Genomic DNA, 21037 nt, shown 5'->3' on the forward strand with positions numbered 1-21037 from the left:
GATTTGATGGATGGAGGAGATCCTACTGTCCCACCCCAATTTAGTTGCGAGCAATGTGGGGGAGAAATGTATCCAGAGTATTATAAAGGAATACAAGGCAACGAATATAAATTATCAGATGTGCACTAGTCACGGCAAACAGAAAAGGACCGCGCAGTTTTTTTGCGCGGTTTTTCTTAATCCTAAAACTAAGGAACTGTATATTCAATCGAAAAGCTCTTTGCTATTTCATTCATATAAACTCTTCAGAACCGTATTTTACCAAAGGGAAATTCCCCTATATCACTTCAATTTTAAACAAATCCACCGATAAGATAGTAGTAAATCATATATCATCATAGATTCGGAGGCAACAGGAATGAGACATCTTATAAAGTTCAAAAGTATACGTCGTAAAATCGGTTGGGGAATTGGAATCATTATTGCATTAATATTAATTAGTAGTGTAGTAAATTATTCAGCATTACGTGCAATAAATAAATCTTCTGATCAACTGATTACAAATGAAATACCTCTCATGGGTTTGGAAATGCAGTATGTGATGCATCTTATTGTATTAGGTGGCGATTTCAACAACTATATGTTATCCGGTGATCCCAAATGGAAAGAAGAATATATGGGAGAGTTAGAAATCGGGGAGCAAGTTGAAACACAATTACTGACATTAAATAGTAATGAAGTTTATGAAGAGTTATTCAGGCATAAGGATGAATTACAAGATATGCAATTACAAGCTATCGAGTTATATGAGAAAGGCGAGATGGAGCAGGCTAAAAGATTAACGGATGAATCTATTAGGGTGTCCGAAGAACTTCAAGAAAAAGGATTCCAGATAGCAATGGATCGTGGAGAACAGACTGCAGTTGTGGGTGATAGGTTATCATATACAAATGATTTTTCTCGTATTACCATGATCATTATAGCTTTTATTACTTTAGTTATTAGTGTTCTAATTACATTCTTTATCAGTAACAGCATAACCAAACCAATTCAAATAGTCATGAATCGGTTGAAGTTACTAGCAAAAGGAGACTTTAGTCATGAACCTTTACAAACAAGTGAACGTGATGAAACATCTGAGCTAGTAGAAGCTACAAATTTGATGAGTGAGCAAACGCAAACTCTTATTCAAAATGTGCAACAAGTGTCAGGATCGGTCTCCGGTCATAGTGAAAATCTTAATCGTTCTGCACAAGAAGTGAAAGTAAGTTCAGAACAAATTGTCACAACGATGGATGAACTAGCGAATGGAGCAGAAGTGCAGGCGAACAGTGCCAGTGATCTGTCCCATTCCATGAGCACTTTCGCTAACCAGATGGAACAAGCTAATCAAAACGGTCAACAAATGGAAGCAAGTATCGAGAAAATTATTTATATGACGGCGCAAGGGCAAGATCTGATGAATGCTTCAAGCAATCAAATGAAGCATATAACCGAGATTGTAGAAGATTCTGTAGAAAAGATGAAGAACTTAGATCAGCAGTCACAAGAAATTACGGAGCTAGTGAAGGTTGTTAATTCTATTGCGGAGCAAACTAATTTATTAGCTTTAAATGCGGCGATTGAAGCTGCTCGTGCAGGAGAAGAAGGAAAAGGTTTCGCGGTTGTGGCAGATGAAGTAAGAAAGTTAGCCGAACAAGTATCTTCCTCTGTCAACAGTATTACAGGTATTGCTACAAATATTCAAGTCGATTCGTCCACGGTATCTGAGGCCTTACAGAATGGTTATCAAGCAGTGGGAGAAGGAACGGAAAAAATTGATTCCACAAGAACTACATTTAATGAGATAAGTGATGAAATAACGACTATGATTTCTAATGTTCAAGAAGTGACTAGTAACTTAAAGGAAATGGCCGACCATACACAAGGAATGAATCAATCAATTGAAGAAGTCGCTTCTGTTTCTGAGGAATCTGCTGCAGGAGTGGAGGAAACAGCTGCTTCTGTTCAGCAGACATCTGCGACATTTGAAGAGGTGGCAAATAACTCAGAACAATTATCTCAATTAGCAGAACAATTAAATGAGTTGGTACATCAATTTAAATTAGCAAAATGAGAAATCTCGCCCTCTAAGAGTGTATAGCTTTACTCTTAGAGGGCTTTTATATTTAACATTGTATCCTATCTCTGTTCTATAAAAAAAGTATGTGTCATAATACAAATAAGTATTTTTAAAAATGGAGGGTTTTCCATTGGAACTTCAGTTAATAGAAGCAGATATAATCGAAATTCAATCAATCGGAATGGGATCTAGAGTATGTATTGATTTTGTTGATGAGTTGGAGCCCACGGAAGGATTGTTAGTTGGAAATACAGGTCATGGTTATATGATGATACTTGCAGAAAATCGTACAACCGATACATACCCGGCAAGAACGTTTCGAGTCAATGGTGGTGCGATTCATCAGTATATCGTTACGAGCAACCGTGCAACCTCGTATTTATCAGAAATCAAGGCTGGTCAAACTTTACCTATATATAAAGAAGATGGCAGTTATCGAGAAATTGCAGTTGGCAGAGTAAAAATTGAACATCGACCTTTACTTCGGATTGCGGCCAAAATAAAAGATAAGGAAATCTCTGTGACCATTCAAGAAGGAGACAGCACTCATTTGCTCGGGAAAAACCAACAGGAACTGGAAGGCATTTCATTAAACATAGGAGATAAGATTTTAGTTTTGCCGGATACACCTGGAAGACATCTAGGTGAAAAAATAGAAGAATACATTATTGAAAAGTGATTGACGAAATAATCAGAAAATTTAGCGAAAATGGATTGACAAATAGAAGATGACATACTAAAATAAGAAAACAATGAATTATAAAATCAATGGCATTGAAGAAGATGAGTAGCTTAAATGTTGTATGAAAGAGAGCTGGTGGTTGGTGCGAACCAGTGATACACGTTAGGTGAATGGACTTCTGAGCCCCAAACCGAACGATTACTAGTAGGCTTTGGCGAGAAACCCACTCGTTGCAAATGGGAAGCGTTCGAATCGATCGGACGTAAAGTGAGCTTTTATTAGCTAACAAAGGTGGTACCACGGGTTTCCTCGTCCTTTATTGGATGGGGAAACCCTTTCGTTTTATATAGAGTTAAATCAATCAAATCGTTGAAAAGGAATAGTACGATACCTCCCTCTAATACAGAGAGTCAGGAACCGGTGAAATCCTGACATAGATAGGAATCGGAATGGACCTTGGAGAGAGCTTCTGAATTGGAGTAAGAAGCTACGCCTCATCTGCGTTAAAAGGTGTGAAGAGGAAGAATGGCAGAGTTTATGGCTGCATTCTTCAAATAGTGGTGGCACCGCGGTAGATATCGTCCCTATTCATGTAGTTATGCATGAGTAGGGACTTTTTCGTTTTTAAAATTATGACACACATAAATATAAGTACTCACCCAAATCCAAAAAAAGGAGAGAACAAAATGACCGATTATAAAAGCATTACTTTAAATGGCGATACGATGACACCAATTTCGATTTTTAATAAGGTAAAAGGAGTTAAAAAATTTTTACTAGAAAGCTCAATCAATCATGACCAAAAAGGACGATTTTCTTTTATAGGAATGAATCCGTACAAAGAAATTATAGGTGACGGTGATCAAACTACTGTTATCCATCATACAGAAGGCGCAGAAACATCTGTAAGAGAAAAGCCACTAGAGGTACTCAAGCAGCATATTCCCAATGAAGAATTAGATTTACCATTCGCCTTCTACAGTGGAGCAATCGGTTATATCGGATATGATGCAATCCGCCAATATGAAGAGATTGGCGAGTTACTAGATGACGAAATTGATATGCCGGATGTACACATGATGATCTATCAAAATGTTCTCGTCTTTGACCATAAGAAACAAACATTGACCATTATTACCGCCAATTTAGATGGAAGTCGTAATAACCAACAGTTAGAAGAAGATTTACAAACATTGAAAGATCAAGTGCTAGGAACAGAAGAGGCGCTGAACGAAAATACTCTTGCTGTACAATTCAAACCAGCGATTGAATGTAAAACATTTTTAGAAATGGTTGAAACAGCAAAGCAACACATCAAGGACGGAGATATTTTTCAAGTTGTATTATCTCAACGAATGAAAGCAAACTTTGATGCAGATCCATTTACTTTTTATCGGAAACTGCGAGTTGCGAATCCATCACCATATATGTATTTCATTGATTTTGATGGATACATTGTGCTAGGTGCTTCACCGGAAAGTTTAATTAAAACGACGGGAAGCCATGTTGTAACGAATCCAATAGCTGGAACGCGCCCTAGAGGAAAAACAACAGAAGAAGACCTTCGTCTGGAAGAAGAATTGTTAGCGGATGAGAAGGAACTAGCCGAACACAAAATGCTCGTCGATTTAAGTCGGAATGACTTAGGAAAGGTTTGTGAAATTGGCTCAATTACGATACCAAAATACATGGTTATTGAGCGATATCAGCACGTAATGCATATCGTGTCTGAAGTACAAGGTGTATTAAACAAAAATCAATCAGCATTAGACGCATTAATTTCCGCGCTTCCAGCAGGAACAGTATCCGGAGCACCCAAAATTCGAGCGATGCAAATTATTAATGAATTAGAGGATAAAAAGCGAGGCGTCTATTCTGGAGCAGTTGGCTATATCAATATGAACGGAGACTTGGATTTAGCACTTGCGATACGAACGATGGTTATTAAAAATCAAACAGCATATATGCAAGCTGGAGCAGGCATTGTTTATGACTCCAATCCAGAATCCGAGTATGAAGAAACGTTAAATAAAGCGAAGTCTATTTTGGAGGTTAGTCAACATGATACTATTAATCGATAATTACGATTCATTTACGTATAACTTGTATCAGTACATTGCAGAGCTCGGGAAAGAAGTGGAAGTTGTTCGTAATGACAAAATAACATTAGAAGAAATTATAAATAAAAATCCAGAAGCTATTATTTTATCACCAGGACCCGGAACTCCTGAAGACGCGGGGATTTGTATAGATATTGTCCAGCAGCTCTCTACTAAATTCCCTATCTTAGGAATTTGTTTAGGTCATCAAGCAATTGGCGCAGCATATGGAGCACAGATTGACCATGCTAAATATATCAAACATGGGAAAACCTCCTTAATCAGACATGAGAATGATGAAATATTTAATTATTTAGAACAACCATTAGAAGTGATGAGATACCATTCTCTTGTTATTCGTAGAGAAACTCTGGCAAAAGAGCTACTTGTTACAGCAACTGCGATGGATGATGGAGAAATTATGGCAATTAAACATACGTATTTACCGGTTTACGGATTACAGTTTCACCCGGAATCAATTGGTACAAAAAAAGGAAAAGTCCTTTTAAGTAATTTTTTCAAAGCATATGAGAGGAGCAATTCTAATGAAAGATTATCTCTTGAAAGTAATTGATAAAAATGATTTATCACAAACGGAAATGGAAGAAGCTGCACGTGTGATGTTTGAAGATAATACCGATGATATTACGATTGGAGCGTTTATTGCAGCACTTAAAGCCAAAGGAGAAACAGCGGATGAGATTACAGGATTAGTAAACGTTATTCGAGAGAAATCTACTATCACTACTCCAACTCATATTACTACAGCTATTGATAATTGCGGTACTGGCGGGGACGGTTCGCAAAGCTTTAATATTAGTACTACTTCTGCATTCGTTATGGCCGGAGCAGGACTAACAGTTGCGAAACACGGGAATCGTAGCATTTCAAGTAAGACAGGAAGTGCAGATGTATTAGATCATTTAGGTGTCTCGCTTTCGTTTACACCAGAACAGACCTTTGAGATTTTAGAAGAGAATGGAATTGCTTTTCTATTTGCTCCAAACGTACACCCAGCGATGAAAAAAGTGATGCCAGCTCGCCAGGCATTAGGAATTCCTACTGTATTTAATGTGTTAGGTCCGTTGACAAACCCAGTAGAGCTTTCGACACAACTACTAGGAACCTATCGACGAGATTCCTTGCACGTTTTAGCGAATGTTCTTCATAAACTTGGTCGTAAACGTGCATTAGTACTGAATGGAGCGGGTCATATGGATGAAGCTTCTTTAGCCGGAGAGAACCATCTGGTATTATTAGATAGAGGAGAAATCATTCAATTTACGTTAACGCCAGAGGAAGTAAACCTACCTACTGTCTCGAATGATGATATCCGAGGTGGCGATGCACAAGAAAATGCGGTCATCTTACGTAGAGTATTAGAAGGAAAGAAAGGTCCACAACGTGATACAGTTTTATTGAATGCGGGTCTTGGTATCTTTGCAGAAGGAAAAGCAGAGACAGTTAAGCAAGGTGTCGAGCTAGCAAGAGAATCGATTGACTCTGGTGCTGCCCTAGAAAAATTAGAGAATTTGATTGCCTTTAGCAGTCGTATTAAACAAAAGGTGGTACGATAAACATGACAACGATTTTAGATAAAATACTAGCAGAGAAAGAAAAAGAGGTAGCAAGATTAAAAGAAACATATGTGCCAGGCACGATAAAAGAAAAACGCGTGGAGGTTTCTCTCTATGATACATTTATGAAATCGGATCGAATGAGTATCATTGCAGAAATTAAACGTGCATCTCCATCTAAAGGCTTGATTAACGATCAAGTAAATCCTCAAGAACAAGGTGTAACTTATGAGGAGTATGGAGCTGGAGGAATTTCTGTTTTAACAGATGAACCTTTTTTCCAGGGAACCATTGAAGATATGCAACAAGTAAGACAGAAGGTTAACATTCCAGTCTTAAATAAAGATTTTATTATTGATGAAATTCAAATAGATCGAGCATATGATGCCGGTGCTAATCTCATTCTATTAATTGCAGCAGCATTACCAGAAGAGAGATTGAAGGAATTATATGCGTATGCAGAGGGAAAAGGATTAGAGATTCTCTTTGAAGTGCATACCGAGGAAGAATTAGAAGTAGCCAAACGAATCGGAGCTAAAATCGTAGGGGTGAATAATCGAGATTTAAAAACCTTTAATGTCGATTTAGCAGTAACAGAAAAGCTTGCAAGTCTCATCGATACTTCTAGCACTCTTCTTATTAGTGAGAGTGGGATGAAGGATCAAGCAGATGTGGAACGAGTGATGCGAGCTGGCGCCAAAGGCATATTAGTAGGCGAAACTATGATGCGGTCTGACAATTTAAAAGCAACTTTTGATTCATTACGTATTCCATTAGGAGAATGAAAATGGTTCAAGTAAAAATTTGTGGATTAATGAATAAAGAAGCGATTCAAACAGCAGCAGATGCAGGAACGGATTTTATTGGGTTTGTATTTGCCAAGAGTAAGCGAGAAGTTACGGTAGAGCAGGCGAAAGAATTAGCAAGCTATGTCCCATCCCACGTAAAAAAAGTCGGTGTCTTCGTTAATGAGGAACGAGCTGTAATTGAAGAGATTGTCCAAACAGTCGGATTGGATTATGTCCAGCTTCATGGAGATGAGACACCTGAGTTTGTGAATCAATTACCTTTCCCGGTGATTAAAGCATTCCAAGTGCGGTCAGAGAAGGATTTGGAACAGCTAGAATCATATCACTGCGATTATTATTTATTAGACAGTCCAGCAGGGAAATATAGAGGAGGAAATGGGGAGGCCTTTGATTGGAATTTAGCGAAAACCTTTAATTTCCTCAACAAAAAAGTACTTTTAGCAGGTGGATTAACACCTGAAAACGTAGCTCAAGCTGTACAAGAAGTAGTGCCAGCAGGGGTAGATGTATCAAGTGGTGTAGAAACAGATGGAGAAAAGGATATCGAAAAGATCAAGCAATTTATTTTAGCAGCGAAGAAGGGAGAAAATTAAATGACATATCAAGCGCCAGATAATAAAGGACATTACGGTGATTTTGGTGGGCGTTTCGTGCCAGAAACTCTTATGCCAGCTATTTTAGAACTAGATAAAGAATATGCGAAGGCAATCCAAGATGATGATTTCTTAGCGGAATTTGATTATTATTTAAAAGAATATGTAGGACGCGAGACACCTCTATACTATGCGGAACGTTTTTCCGAAAAGCTAGGTGGACCTAAAATATATTTAAAGCGAGAAGATTTAAACCACACAGGTGCACATAAAATTAACAATGCACTTGGCCAGGCATTACTAGCAGTGAGAATGGGTAAAAAGAAAATTGTTGCAGAAACAGGAGCAGGTCAGCACGGTGTAGCAACAGCAACGGTTTGTGCCTTATTAGGTTTAGAATGTATCGTATTTATGGGGAAAGAGGACGTTAGACGTCAAAAGTTGAACGTTTTCCGTATGGAGCTATTAGGAGCGACAGTTGAAAGTGTTGATCAAGGCAGTGGAACATTAAAAGATGCGGTAAATGAAGCATTACGTTACTGGGTGACAAATGTAGAGGATACACATTACATCATCGGTTCTGTTGTTGGACCACATCCATTTCCGCAAATCGTACGTGATTTTCAAAGTATGATTGGAACGGAAACAAGAAAGCAAATCCAAGATAAGGAAAGACGTTTACCAGATGCTGTTATTGCATGTATTGGTGGAGGCAGTAACTCAATGGGGATGTTCTATCCGTTCGTTAACGATGAATCAGTGAAATTGTATGGGGTAGAAGCTGGTGGTAAAGGAGTAGAGACGGATAAGCACTCCGTTACGTTACAGTATGGTAAAAAAGGTGTCTTACATGGAATGATGAGTAATCTCCTTCAAGATAAGCATGGACAGATTAAAGAGGCGCATTCCATTTCTGCAGGTTTAGACTATCCAGGCGTTGGACCAGAACATAGTTATTTGAATGACATTGGTCGTGTTCATTACGACTATATCACAGATGATGAAGCTCTAGAGGCGTTGCAGGAGTTGTCTCGAACGGAAGGGATTCTACCTGCGCTTGAAAGCTCACATGCAATTGCTTATGCAATGAAGCTTGCTAAACAGATGAACAAAGAAGAAGTATTGGTTGTCTGTCTATCTGGTCGAGGAGATAAAGATGTAGAAACGGTAAGGGATGCACTAGGAGGTAACGCAGATGGGTAAACAAAAATTAGATGCAGCATTCTCTGCAGTGCTTGAGCGGGGAGATAAAGCATTCGTTCCATATATTATGGCTGGTGATGGCGGACTTGATAAGTTACACGAGCAACTAGAATTTCTGCAAGATGCAGGAGCAACAGCTGTAGAATTAGGAATTGCTTTCTCAGATCCCGTTGCAGATGGGCCGACAATACAAGAAGCAGGCATTCGTGCACTGAAAGACGGTGTTTCGCTAAGAGGTGTGTTAGACAAACTCATAGAAACGAAACAAGAGCGCACATTACCAATTGTATTAATGACGTATTTGAATCCAATCCATGCAATTGGAATAGAAGAATTTGCAAAAGTATGCGACGAAGCGGGTGTAGATGGACTGATTATCCCAGACCTACCTTTAGAAGAAGAGGAAATCATTACACCAAGCCTGAAAAAGTTTGATATCGCCCTGATTCGACTTGCTGCTTTAACAAGTCCAGAAGAACGGATTGCTGAAATTGCACAACGTACGGAAGGCTTCTTGTATGCTGTTACGGTGACGGGTACAACTGGAGTACGTACTGATTTCCAGGAAAACGTTGGGACTTATTTATCCAAACTACAGGAACAATGTGATGTACCTGTATTAGCAGGATTTGGAGTTTCAACACCTGAACATGTTTTGGACTTAACCGAACATTGCGATGGTGTAATTGTAGGTAGTAGAATTGTAGATCTGCTGTACAAAGGAGATCGTGAACCAATTAAAGAGTTAATTGCTTCCGCACAGTTAAGTAAAGTAAAAAGCTAAAGATAAACAACAATTCACAGCTCAAGTATTAAAAACTTGGCTGTGAATTTTTTATTGTTAAGTAGTATATTTCAAAATCAGATAAGTCTAATTAACGTTAGATATCTCCCGCTCTAAATCGGATAACGAAGGTTAACATTAGATAATTCCCTCTCAAAATCAGATAACCGAGATTAACATCAGATATCTCCTTCTCAAGATCGGATAACGGAGGTCAACATTTGATAACCCTCTAACTCGATTCCAATTGGTAAATAATAAATTTTATTTAATATAATCAAGAATCTGATGTTGCGGTAATGAAATCCAATATTAAAACTCGTAATCTGATATTGAGATGCCTAAATCCCATCTTAAATGTGACAATCTGATTTTGACTCTGTGAAATCCCATTTTAAGTGTGATAATCGAATATTACTCTTAAGCTACCCTTAGTCCTTTTTATATTGGTATTCAACTTCATCAAGCTTCTCGTCATACTCAACATATAGATTGTAGTCTTTAAAGAACCAGAGGTCAGTCTCATTAACAAAGAAAGTAATACCATCAGACTCCACTTGCACCGAAGCATCACTCAAATCATTTTCAATTGTGAAGGCGAGTGCATAACCTTCTTGAATAGGGCTAGACCCATAAATCTGTGTAAAAAAACGAACACTATCTCCTTGTTCTAAGCCTACTTCGTCTTTAAACCACTGTAAAGCTTTCTCGCTAACTTCAATTTTCATTGCTTTTTCCCCTCTCTGTCAGATAGTAACTACTAAAATAAACGGAGGTACATTGTGTATCTAAATGTAATAGAAAAAATCGCCGGATTGAGCGACGTAAAAGAAATACTTTTATCTATCTTTTATACTTTCCAACTTATATCTATCTTACTATAAAAAATAGAAAGGAGATATTATTCGACCTTCGCTAAAATGAAAAAACCAGCGGATTCTCTCCACTGGTTACAGATTTACTTTATGCGTAAGCTTCCTCAATTTCTTTTTGTAAAGCTTTATCCGCAATATATTCATCGTATGACATTTCTTTATTGATGACTTTCGTAGGTGTTATATCAATCAGTCGATTTGCAATACTGTTAATAAACTGATGGTCATGGGATCTAAATAGAATCGAACCTTTAAAGCTAATTAATCCATTGTTAAGAGAAGTAATCGACTCTAAATCTAAGTGGTTCGTAGGATCATCCATAATGAGCACGTTCGCGTGGCTTAACATCATTTTAGATAGCATACAGCGAACCTTTTCTCCTCCAGAAAGAACACTAGCTTTTTTCAAGGCTTCCTCACCAGAGAATAGCATTCTACCTAAGAAACCACGTAAGAATGTTTCTGTCTCATCTTCTGGGGAATACTGACGTAGCCAGTCTACCAACGTCATATTATTTCCTTCAAAGTATTTTGAGTTATCTTTAGGGAAATAAGATTGTGATGTCGTAACACCCCATGTATATGTTCCTTCGTCTGGCTCTGACTCACCTGCTAAAATATCAAATAAAGCAGTAACTGCTTGTTCATTACGTCCAACGAAAGCTACTTTGTCATTCGGATTAATTGTGAAGCTTACATTATCCAGTACTTTCTTACCGTCGATTGTTTTTGAAATGCCATCCACACGTAAGAGGTCATTACCAATTTCACGTCCAGGCTGGAATGCAACATATGGATACTTTCGAGATGATGGTTTAATATCATCTAATGTAATGTTATCCAACATTTTCTTACGAGAAGTTGCTTGACGAGACTTAGAAGCATTCGCGCTAAAGCGAGCTATAAAGTTTTGTAATTCTTTCATTTTTTCTTCTTTTTTCTTGTTTTGGTCTTTTGCCATCTGTAATGCAAGTTGACTTGATTCGTACCAGAAATCATAGTTACCAACATAAAGTTCAATCTTACCAAAATCAACATCTGCAATATGTGTACAAACCTTGTTCAAGAAATGACGATCGTGTGATACAACAATTACAGTGTTTTCAAAGTTAATTAAAAACTCTTCTAGCCATTGAATCGCCTGAATATCTAAGTGGTTTGTAGGCTCATCCAAAAGTAGGATATCTGGGTTACCAAAAAGTGCTTGTGCAAGTAAAACCTTTACTTTATCAGAACCAGATAATTCTGCCATTTTTTGCGTGTGTAAATCTTCCGTAATACCTAGACCTTTTAATAGAACAGCTGCATCGGATTCTGCTTCCCAACCATTTAATTCAGCAAATTCGCCTTCTAGTTCAGCAGCGCGCATTCCATCTTCCTCAGAAAAATCCGGTTTCGCATATACTTCGTCTTTTTCTTTCATCACTTCATAAAGTCGTGTATGTCCCATGATGACAGTTTCTAAAACTTCATAATCTTCATATGCAAAGTGATCCTGCTTTAAAACAGCAAGACGTTCATCCTTCCCAAGGGATACATGTCCAGACTGTGGTTCAACTTCACCAGATAATACTTTAAGGAAGGTAGATTTCCCAGCACCATTCGCACCAATTAATCCGTAACAGTTACCAGGTGTAAATTTTATATTAACATCTTCAAATAATTTTTTATCTCCAAAACGAAGACTCACGTTTGTAGCTTGCAGCATTTTATATTTTCCTCCATCATTGTATACTATAGCAAGCTTAAGGGATTTATGAGTTGAAGTCAATTGTAAAACGGAGGATAAATAAGTGAGGAAGGATGAGAAATATGCAGCCTCATACATATGGATTTCGATTTACGGGCGAACATCAGAAAAGAGTAGCAGGTCTTTATGCAATTGGTAAAGAAACACAAATCCATCAATCTTACCAATGGGATGGCTTAGTAAGAGAAGAAAAAGATATTATTGTCTTTCAGTATACGTTATCTGGTCAGGGTGCCATCCGGATTGGTAACGAGGAGCATCGACTGGATAAAGGAAAAGCGTTTATTGTAAAAGTACCAAGTGACCATTGCTATTACCTACCAAAGGAATCATCAGAATGGGAATTTATATATATCACAACATTTGGGCAGGAAATGGAACATTTTTATCGAAGTATTGTAGAGAAAAAAGGAAACATTATTGAACTAGATAGACATGCAAACCCGATTAAACATATCGAAAGAGTAATAGATAAGGTTCGATCTGCAGGCATACATCACAGTTATGAAGCATCAGGTTATGCGTATACCTTTATGATGGAATTGATGCAGTATTTAGAATATGGTAGTTCGTCACTAAATGAATTACCAATTGCCATTGCAAAAGCAGTATCTTATATAGAAGCAAACTATAGTGACGATCTATCGCTTGACGATATCGTTAGCGTGTCCGAGGTTTCTAAATACCACTTTATCCGTTTATTTAGCAAAACAATGAACAAAACACCAATTCAATACGTAACGAAAGTTCGTTTAGAAAAAGCGGTTGAGTTATTGCAAACGACGAATTTACCGATTGAAGAAATAGCGTATGAGACTGGCTTTCAATCAGGGAATTACTTTAGTAAGGTGTTTAAACAGTATTTCAACACGTCTCCGGGAAAATACCGTCATTCAAAAGGTCATATGCCAGTGAATCGATTGTTTTTTAATTAAGGTGATCTCGATTGTGGTCATTAAAGGTAGATCACCTTTTTTCATTGAAGGGAGGAGAAAGATGGAATCAATGGAATTAGAGAAAGTTCTAGCTTACATCCATCAAAACCTACACGAATCACTAAACCTGTCTCAACTTGCAGCTGTCGCTTCATACAGTCCATATCACTTTTCGAGGTTATTCAAATCGGAAATGGGGTTGTCACCACACCAATATGTCTCAGCATTAAGACTTCAGAGAGCAAAACATCTTTTACTTCAAACGAGTTTGCCCATTCGTGATGTAGGTATGGAAATTGGTCAACAAAGCCTAGGCACGTTTACGACACGTTTTACAGAACGAGTCGGAGTCACTCCCTTTCAATTTAGAAAATCTTTTACACAGACAGGTACTTACTTGCAAACATTAAAAGATTCACCTCGATGGATAAATGGAAGACCTATGAAAAGCGAGAATAACCAGGTTAATGGTTTTATTGAAGTAGATGAGCCTTTTAGTGGCGTCATATTCGTTGGATTGTTTACTAAACCGATACCAGAAGGACTTCCTTCGTACGGAACCTTACTTTCATCGCCAGGCCGGTTCAGTTTTTCAAATATCGCCCCAGGTGTCTATTATTTAATGGTTACTGCAGTTAATTGGGAGATGAATGTGTCGGAAATACTGTTACCGAATCAGACGCTACGTGCAAAAGCGAACCTTCCTATCTTAATAGATGAAAACTTCCCAGTTCCTGAGCAAAAACTAACACTTCGCGAACCACACATCGAGGATCCTCCCATACTGATTTCATTACCGCTTCTTATGAAGAAATTTTTAACACAAATACATAAATGAAACGTCTGAAAATGAGCTTTAAGGAGGAACCTATAAAGGTTAATCCTCTTTTTTTATGGAACGAATGATGATGAAATGAACAATTAAAATTATGAAGAGGATAATTATATCAATATTATAGATGGATAGTAATTTTTTATCTGATCCCAAATCAAACAAAATTCTCGTAGTGATTACTATAATCATGCAAAAAATAGCGGTAATGGAACTGTTTCTTACCAATTTTTTATTCATATAATAGTCTCCTTCTAACATCGAGAATAATCATAATGATAGTATTATATCGAACAATTGATGGTAATAATAGGGATTTATCGAATAGAAAGATTTGAATAAGGCTGGATGTATAATCAATACATTTTATCTTCTAGCTATTAAATTGCAAAGTATAGCAATTTTTAAGAAATATGCTAATGTTCCGCGTGCTATGATTCCATTAATAAATAAATTATTTGAATGGAGGAGTTAAGTTGGAAACAAGTAAAGCGGAAGAAAGAATACAACGATTCAATCAAGCGTTTTTAACTGGAGATGCAGATTTTATTATCAATAATGTCGCCGAGGATGTGCATTGGGAATTAGTTGGAGAGACGACTTTAAACAGTAAGCAAGAAGTGACGAAGTTGTTTGAACCGATGCGGGGTGTCAAAGCTGAGGAGCATCAAACTGAAACAATGATAACACAAGGAAACCAAGCTATTGTGCAAGGGACGATGCTAATGCCAGATGGCAGTGGGGGCAAGAAACGTTTTGCTTTTTGTGATATTTATACATTTAAAAATGAAACGAGTGACCAAATTCAATCACTTAAAGCTTTTTTAATAGAGTTAAAAGAATAACAATAGAGTCATGAACCCGATTACCATCACATAAATTTATATAAAGTTAACGTGATGAAGGGGTTATTCTATGAAGCGAATTGTTGCTAGTAGTATTCTTATCGTATTAATAGGTTGGGTGATTTATGATACCATCAATGACGAAGACGAAGTGGAATATCAGGAACCTGTGAATATTGAAATAAAGAGTATATCTCCGGATAATCATCAGCAAGAAAAACAAGAAAAACAAATAGAAGTTGGAATCGATGTCGGCAAGCTAGCGCCAGATTTTGAGCTTCAGACTCCTGAAGGGGATATGGTTAAGCTGTCTGATTACCGAGGAAAACCTGTTATTCTCAACTTTTGGGCTACATGGTGTCCGCCTTGCATCGAGGAAATGCCTGATTTAGAGCAATTTTATCAGGAAAATGATGTCACCGTTGTAGGAGTAAATCTAACCTCTCGAGAAATGGGTATGCAGCAAATTATCGATTTTAAAGAAGAGCATGATATAACGTTTCCTATTCTTTTAGATAATGCTAATCAAGTATCAAAACTTTATCGCATTGTCCCAATCCCAACCACTTACTTTATTGATGATAAAGGTATTATCCGTCATCATATAGCTGGACAAGTAGACTTAGAAACATTAAAAACAGAACTGCAACATATCGAGAGGGACTCATAGTAGTTTCTCTCTTTTTTGAAGTTTCATTTTGGGATATGTGCAAATACCATGTTAATACGTTAAAATACAAGAAGGAACGTTTTAACGAGAGAGGATTATCCTACATGACAAAAACTATCGTAATTGCAGAAAAACCATCTGTAGGTCGTGATATTGCACGTGTGTTAGGTTGCACGAAGCAAGGAAATGGCTATATGGAAGGTCCGAAATACATTGTAACATGGGCGCTAGGGCATTTAGTGACCTTAGCAGATCCAGAGTTTTATGATAAAAAGTATCAAGCGTGGCGTATAGAGGATTTACCGATGATTCCAGAACCTCTAAAGTTAACAGTGATACGACAAACGAATAAGCAATTTCAAACCGTAAAGAAACAACTACAACGACAAGACATTAAAGAAATTGTGATAGCTACGGATGCGGGAAGAGAAGGAGAACTAGTTGCAAGATGGATTCTAGCAAAAGTACCTGTTCGTAAACCAATCAAGCGTTTATGGATTTCGTCTGTAACAGACCAAGCGATTAGACAAGGTTTCCAAAAATTGAAGCCTGGTAAGCAATATGAAAACTTGTATTATTCAGCTGTCGCACGTTCAGAAGCGGATTGGTATGTCGGATTAAATGCAACACGTGCATTAACAACAAAGTTTAATGCGCAATTATCGAGTGGACGTGTCCAAACGCCTACGCTTGCGATGATTGCTCACCGTGAAGAGGAAATTAAGAATTTTAAGCCTCAAACCTTTTATCAAGTCAAAGCTTCGACGAAACAGGGTGTAACGTTTACGTGGCGAAATGAAAAAGGCGAATCTCGTATATTTAACAGAGACCAAGCAACTTCCCTACTTCAAAAGCTAGAAAAAGAAGCATTAGTTGTTCATAATGTGGAACGGAAAGAAAAGAAAAGCTTTCCTAAAACATTATATGATTTAACAGACCTTCAACGGGATGCAAATAGAATTTTTGGTTTCTCTGGTAAACAAACGTTAAATGCCATGCAGAAACTTTATGAGCAGCATAAAGTATTAACGTACCCGAGAACGGACTCTAAATATTTATCACAAGATATCGTCCCTACATTAAAAGAACGAGTAACAGCTTGTGGAGCGGGTTCGTATAGAGCAGTAGCAAATAAAATAACGCGTCAACCAATAAAAGCAAGTAAACTATTTGTAGATGATAAAAAGGTGTCTGACCACCATGCGATTATCCCGACAGAAGTATCGGTAAATCTATCGAAGTTAACGGATCAAGAACGTAAAATTTATGATTTAGTAGTCCGACGATTCTTAGCTGTTCTTATGCCACCATCTGTTTATGAAGAAGTCCAAATTATTGCAGAGATGAAAGGTGAACGTTTTACAGTTAAAGGGAGAAACACGGTACAATTAGGATTTAAAGAAATTTACGAAGACGATGCTGAAAACGACTCTAAAATGCCCGACTTAAAAACAGGTCAGCAACTTGAAAATGTAAAAGTTTCTCTAGAAGAAGGGGAAACAAAACCACCTGAACATTTAACAGAGGGTACGCTTCTACACGCAATGGAAAATCCAAGTGCATTCTTAGATAAATCAGAAAAACAAGCTACCGAAACCTTGAAAGCGACAGGTGGGCTAGGTACTGTTGCTACGAGAGCGGATATTATTGAAAAGTTATTTTCTACTCATTATATAGAAAAGAGAGGTAAGTACTTGCACATTACCTCTAAAGGAAAGCAACTATTAGATTTAGTGCCAAGCGATTTACGTTCCCCTATGTTAACGGCGGAATGGGAAGAAAAGCTAGCTCAAATAGCAAAAGGTAAACTGAAGAAGGATGTCTTTATCCAAGAAATAAAAGGATATACGAAAGAGATTGTTCGGGAAATTAAGAACAAAGATGTTAAATTCAAGCATGACAATATGACAGGAACAAAATGTCCTGAATGCGGTAAGCTGATGCTCGAAGTAAAAACAAGAAATGGCCGTATGCTAGTTTGTCAGGATCGCTCTTGTAAAGGGAAGAAGAACATTGCTAAAAAGACAAATGCTAGATGTCCCAACTGCCATAAACGGATGGAAATGCGTGGTGAAGGGGACGGAAAGACATTTTCCTGTGGTTGTGGTTACCGAGAAAAATTATCTGCTTTTGAGAAAAGAAGAGCAAAGCAGCAAAAAAACAGTGCTTCCAAGCGCGATGTGAATAAATATTTAAAGAAACAAGATGATGATTTTACTAATAACGCATTACAAGAAGCTTTAATGAAATGGAAAAAATAATCTAGGGATGATCTTCATGGAATGGAGGTCATCCTTTTTTCTTTTCTTATGAAATAAGAATGACACTCTTCTTATAAAATTTCACAATGGAATAATGACTTATTGTCATATATTTAATTGACAGTAAAGCCCCTGTTCGCTATACTTTAAACCACCTATGGGGAATTATAGCAAACGCATTAGTAAAAGGAGGTAATTATTTGATTTTATTTAATTTTGATTCTGCAGAAAAAATCGCCACTACAATGAAAAACGCCTCTAATACGATTAATGACGCTACACAAACTATCATTAATAAAGATAATCAAACAACTCTTCAAGTAAATCATAAAGCACAAGAAGTGAATGAAGAAGCTAAGCAATTAGCGGAAATGTTTAATCAATCCTTTCTCACAACCTTACAAAATATACAATCTGTCGCTGAAGAATTCGAGCGAACCGATGAAGATATAAGTAATCAGATAAATGGCTCTCCGATTATGGATGGAGTAAGAGATTGGAAGACATACCAAAATGCCAAAAAAGGGTGAGAACATGCCTCAAAAAAGAAATGATATCGTTGAGGTGGAACAGAAAATAGCCGTATTGCAGGAAAAACAACTAGCTAATAAACAACAGTTAGCTAGAATAGACAAAGTAGAGCAACATTTTGTGCAAACAATTAACCAAGGTGAACGTTTATTTCACCAACTTTATGAAACTTGGAAACAAGATAATGAACTGAAAAGTTTCATGATAAATAGTCAATTGGATGTGAAAAGTAATATAAAAAATGCTAGGAACAAATTGGAGAAGGAAAGAGAAATTTTATCAAAAGATATAAAGAAATTGGATCAAAAGGAACATGATTTATATGTAATGAGACGCTTATACCAGGAGGAAAAACAATGAGCATAAATATGTACCTCGGGGCAGCTTCTTCGCAAAAAAACAACATGAATTCCTTGTGTATTGAAATTATTCAGTCTATGGAGCAAGTGAAAGCTTCTATCAAAGCTTTTAACGGAGCCATATTACTTCAAGGAAAAACCTATCGAACTGCAAAATTATACATGTCCCAAACCTATCTTCCCCTCGCTCAAGGGATTATTTATCTATGTGAAGAATTAATTCGACAAAATGATCGGTATATTAATGATTTTAAAAGTGAAGTAGCGACTACAGATGTAAAGGAAGAAGAAATATTAGAACAAATTAGAGAAATCGACCGAATGATAATGAAATATGAAGAACTTAATAGTGTTACGCCGCTCTTCCATTCTACCATTATAGTTTATCAACTTATGAAAAAGAATCTACAAGATAAACTTCAACGTTTATATACATATAACACGAAATCAGCTAATAATTATGAGACAGCTCTACAATTAGCAAAAGGAGTAATAGACGGGCTCCAAGCAGTCCAAAATGGAAGAGGATTTAATAGCAAAACCGGCACATTTAGTACGGAAGGCATGAACCTCGATTGGATCGCTCATATTGATAAGACTCACTATACAAGAAAAGCAAAAGAGGAATATGGTGATTATTTAGAAGAATACCCAGAAAATATAGAAAAAGTAATTACTATTATAAAGTATGATGAATCGAATCCTAAATATGTGGACGACACAAATGAATTTTTAGGCCCACTAGAAACTCATGATACGATAGAAATAAAATATTTAATATATTCAGCAGATGAGCCTTATCGTAGATTGTCATTACAATATTTAAATCAAGTAGAAATTGCCGCAATTGATGAATCAGGTGTGTTTTCATCTGATAAAAATACAATTAAATTTGACGTCGAGGACGACAGAACAAATGATAGAGGAAAATACTTTACCTTCTTTCATGAATTAGGTCATGCAATTGACTATTATCATGGAACAGAACATGGTTATGATGGGTTTATATCTGAATCATTTGAATATGAAGGTAAAACATTATCGGAACACATGTATGTGGATGTAGAAAATAAAATTCAGGAACAACTAAGAACGGAATTAAAACAGGAAGATTATGATGAACTAACTTCGGCAGAGAAAGATGAATTAATCAATAATGTATCCGAATATTTCATCTATAATGGACCTACTAACCAAGTATTATCAGATGATGAAAAAGATCTTTTTATGGAAGTGAAAACACAGCTAAGTGACGAGTTACGTCCTGATCATCATAATAACGCTTCAGATGTTTATGGAGGAGTTACTGTCAACCAGATTAAAGGGAAATGGGCACATCATGAAGAATCGTACTGGATAAATGAAGAAACAGGAGAAAGAGAGAGAGCCAAATAAAGAGGGCTTTGCCAGTTACTATGGCACCATCATGCTTGAAGAGGGTGACCATAGAAACGATCAATTACAAAGTCACAAAGACTACTTACCGACTTCTACAGAACATATGGATGCAATGTTCGAGTCGATGGAAGGTGAAAGATAATGAAAAAGTCATTTTTAATATACTTACTCATATTTAGTAGTTGTTTTTTGCTGTTAAGCTGTGAACAAGGAAATGAAAATGAACCAAATAATAATAAGGAAGAAAATGATGATATAGAACAAGAAGGTGAGGGAGAAACGATGAGCCAGGAGGATGCATTACAATTTGAAAACATTGGCAAAGCACCTGAATCAGATACAAAAAAGCCAATTAGTGAGGTAGCAAAAGTTATTTTTACGGAGTCGTCTTTGGATACTGCCTATGAACCGATAGCAATCGACTTAGAAAATAATGAAATTTATATCAATCCAACGATAAGTATTCATCGATTCAGTTCTTATGAGGATACAGTACAATTTGATCATGCACAGAAAGTAAAAGAATTACTAGAGAAATATGATGTTCAAAATTGGGAAAGAGATTATACTTTTGAGGACCCTGAGACTTACGAGGATGGCTATAGTTGGAGACTATGGCTACAGTTTGAAGATGGTACTGTTGAAAAGCATAAAGGAGCGGGAACATCTAAAAAAGAGATTACACCTGAGAATTTCGAGGAATTTTCAAAAGAGTTGCGTCAATTAGTAAATGCTTCATTAGGTGGATCTTAAAAACAAGGAAATGTATATG

At 36.9% G+C, this 21037-nt stretch carries 21 protein-coding genes and 2 other annotated features; of the genes, 19 read left to right on the forward strand and 2 right to left on the reverse strand.

Going from position 1 to position 21037, the window contains the following annotated elements; translation table 11 throughout:
- Nucleotides 1-358 precede the first annotated feature (358 nt).
- The 9 genes from GGQ92_RS08855 (at nucleotide 359) to trpA (ending at nucleotide 9809) form a co-directional block, all read left to right on the forward strand.
- Entirely contained in the window at nucleotides 359-2056 is a 1698-nt protein-coding gene (locus GGQ92_RS08855; protein ID WP_246384301.1) for a methyl-accepting chemotaxis protein, read from the forward strand.
- Between the two features lie 136 nt (nucleotides 2057-2192).
- Nucleotides 2193-2741 (forward strand): 3-dehydroquinate synthase II, encoded by a 549-nt coding sequence (locus tag GGQ92_RS08860; protein ID WP_246384303.1) that lies wholly within the window; start codon nucleotides 2193-2195, stop codon nucleotides 2739-2741.
- Nucleotides 2742-2827: 86 nt separating this feature from the next.
- Nucleotides 2828-3064: a binding site (T-box leader), on the forward strand.
- A 40-nt stretch (nucleotides 3065-3104) separates the two neighbouring features.
- Nucleotides 3105-3333: a binding site (T-box leader), on the forward strand.
- A 97-nt stretch (nucleotides 3334-3430) separates the two neighbouring features.
- Complete coding sequence (gene trpE, locus GGQ92_RS08865) at nucleotides 3431-4825, forward strand: anthranilate synthase component I (RefSeq protein WP_184247343.1); 1395 nt, start codon at nucleotides 3431-3433, stop codon at nucleotides 4823-4825.
- Nucleotides 4806-5417: an anthranilate synthase component II gene (locus GGQ92_RS08870; RefSeq protein WP_184247346.1), complete on the forward strand. Its 612-nt coding sequence runs from the start codon at nucleotides 4806-4808 to the stop codon at nucleotides 5415-5417. The genes trpE and GGQ92_RS08870 overlap by 20 nt, the downstream gene beginning before the upstream one ends.
- The gene (gene trpD, locus GGQ92_RS08875; RefSeq protein ID WP_184247349.1) at nucleotides 5389-6420 is read left to right on the forward strand and encodes an anthranilate phosphoribosyltransferase; all 1032 of its coding nucleotides are present in this window, start codon (nucleotides 5389-5391) and stop codon (nucleotides 6418-6420) included. The genes GGQ92_RS08870 and trpD overlap by 29 nt, the downstream gene beginning before the upstream one ends.
- Nucleotides 6421-6422: 2 nt before the next feature.
- Nucleotides 6423-7205, forward strand: coding sequence for an indole-3-glycerol phosphate synthase TrpC (trpC, locus tag GGQ92_RS08880; RefSeq protein ID WP_184247352.1), 783 nt, complete (start codon nucleotides 6423-6425; stop codon nucleotides 7203-7205).
- A 2-nt stretch (nucleotides 7206-7207) separates the two neighbouring features.
- The gene (locus GGQ92_RS08885) at nucleotides 7208-7822 is read left to right on the forward strand and encodes a phosphoribosylanthranilate isomerase (protein WP_184247355.1); all 615 of its coding nucleotides are present in this window, start codon (nucleotides 7208-7210) and stop codon (nucleotides 7820-7822) included.
- A complete protein-coding gene (gene trpB / locus GGQ92_RS08890) occupies nucleotides 7823-9025 on the forward strand; it encodes a tryptophan synthase subunit beta (RefSeq protein ID WP_184247358.1) in 1203 nt (400 codons plus the stop codon).
- Complete coding sequence (trpA, locus tag GGQ92_RS08895; RefSeq protein WP_184247361.1) at nucleotides 9018-9809, forward strand: tryptophan synthase subunit alpha; 792 nt, start codon at nucleotides 9018-9020, stop codon at nucleotides 9807-9809. The genes trpB and trpA overlap by 8 nt, the downstream gene beginning before the upstream one ends.
- A gap of 431 nt (nucleotides 9810-10240) precedes the next feature.
- Here trpA and GGQ92_RS08900 read toward each other — a convergent pair whose 3' ends face one another.
- Complete coding sequence (locus GGQ92_RS08900; RefSeq protein WP_184247364.1) at nucleotides 10241-10537, reverse strand: HesB/YadR/YfhF family protein; 297 nt, start codon at nucleotides 10535-10537, stop codon at nucleotides 10241-10243.
- Between the two features lie 235 nt (nucleotides 10538-10772).
- Nucleotides 10773-12392 carry an ABC-F family ATP-binding cassette domain-containing protein gene (locus GGQ92_RS08905; RefSeq protein ID WP_184247367.1) on the reverse strand — a complete coding sequence of 540 codons (1620 nt, stop codon included), beginning with the start codon at nucleotides 12390-12392 and terminating at the stop codon, nucleotides 10773-10775.
- Nucleotides 12393-12496: 104 nt separating this feature from the next.
- Between GGQ92_RS08905 and GGQ92_RS08910 the strand changes: the two genes are divergently transcribed.
- The 10 genes from GGQ92_RS08910 (at nucleotide 12497) to GGQ92_RS08955 (ending at nucleotide 21018) form a co-directional block, all read left to right on the forward strand.
- Nucleotides 12497-13369, forward strand: coding sequence for an AraC family transcriptional regulator (locus tag GGQ92_RS08910; RefSeq protein ID WP_246384305.1), 873 nt, complete (start codon nucleotides 12497-12499; stop codon nucleotides 13367-13369).
- A 61-nt stretch (nucleotides 13370-13430) separates the two neighbouring features.
- Complete coding sequence (locus GGQ92_RS08915) at nucleotides 13431-14207, forward strand: helix-turn-helix domain-containing protein (protein ID WP_184247373.1); 777 nt, start codon at nucleotides 13431-13433, stop codon at nucleotides 14205-14207.
- Nucleotides 14208-14677: 470 nt separating this feature from the next.
- Nucleotides 14678-15046 (forward strand): nuclear transport factor 2 family protein, encoded by a 369-nt coding sequence (locus GGQ92_RS08920; RefSeq protein ID WP_184247376.1) that lies wholly within the window; start codon nucleotides 14678-14680, stop codon nucleotides 15044-15046.
- Nucleotides 15047-15116: 70 nt separating this feature from the next.
- A complete protein-coding gene (locus GGQ92_RS08925) occupies nucleotides 15117-15716 on the forward strand; it encodes a peroxiredoxin family protein (RefSeq protein ID WP_184247378.1) in 600 nt (199 codons plus the stop codon).
- Nucleotides 15717-15820: 104 nt separating this feature from the next.
- A complete protein-coding gene (locus GGQ92_RS08930) occupies nucleotides 15821-17977 on the forward strand; it encodes a DNA topoisomerase III (protein ID WP_184247381.1) in 2157 nt (718 codons plus the stop codon).
- Nucleotides 17978-18177: 200 nt separating this feature from the next.
- The gene (locus GGQ92_RS08935; protein WP_246384317.1) at nucleotides 18178-18507 is read left to right on the forward strand and encodes a TIGR04197 family type VII secretion effector; all 330 of its coding nucleotides are present in this window, start codon (nucleotides 18178-18180) and stop codon (nucleotides 18505-18507) included.
- A 4-nt stretch (nucleotides 18508-18511) separates the two neighbouring features.
- Nucleotides 18512-18868 (forward strand): DUF3958 family protein, encoded by a 357-nt coding sequence (locus GGQ92_RS08940; protein ID WP_184247383.1) that lies wholly within the window; start codon nucleotides 18512-18514, stop codon nucleotides 18866-18868.
- A complete protein-coding gene (locus GGQ92_RS08945) occupies nucleotides 18865-20262 on the forward strand; it encodes an LXG domain-containing protein (RefSeq protein ID WP_184247386.1) in 1398 nt (465 codons plus the stop codon). Before GGQ92_RS08940 ends, GGQ92_RS08945 begins: the two co-directional genes overlap by 4 nt.
- Nucleotides 20228-20407: a hypothetical protein gene (locus tag GGQ92_RS08950; RefSeq protein ID WP_184247389.1), complete on the forward strand. Its 180-nt coding sequence runs from the start codon at nucleotides 20228-20230 to the stop codon at nucleotides 20405-20407. The genes GGQ92_RS08945 and GGQ92_RS08950 overlap by 35 nt, the downstream gene beginning before the upstream one ends.
- Entirely contained in the window at nucleotides 20407-21018 is a 612-nt protein-coding gene (locus tag GGQ92_RS08955; RefSeq protein WP_184247392.1) for a hypothetical protein, read from the forward strand. Before GGQ92_RS08950 ends, GGQ92_RS08955 begins: the two co-directional genes overlap by 1 nt.
- Nucleotides 21019-21037 lie beyond the last annotated feature (19 nt).

It is taken from the genome of Gracilibacillus halotolerans, from assembly GCF_014206945.1.
GTDB lineage: Bacteria > Bacillota > Bacilli > Bacillales > Amphibacillaceae > Gracilibacillus > Gracilibacillus halotolerans.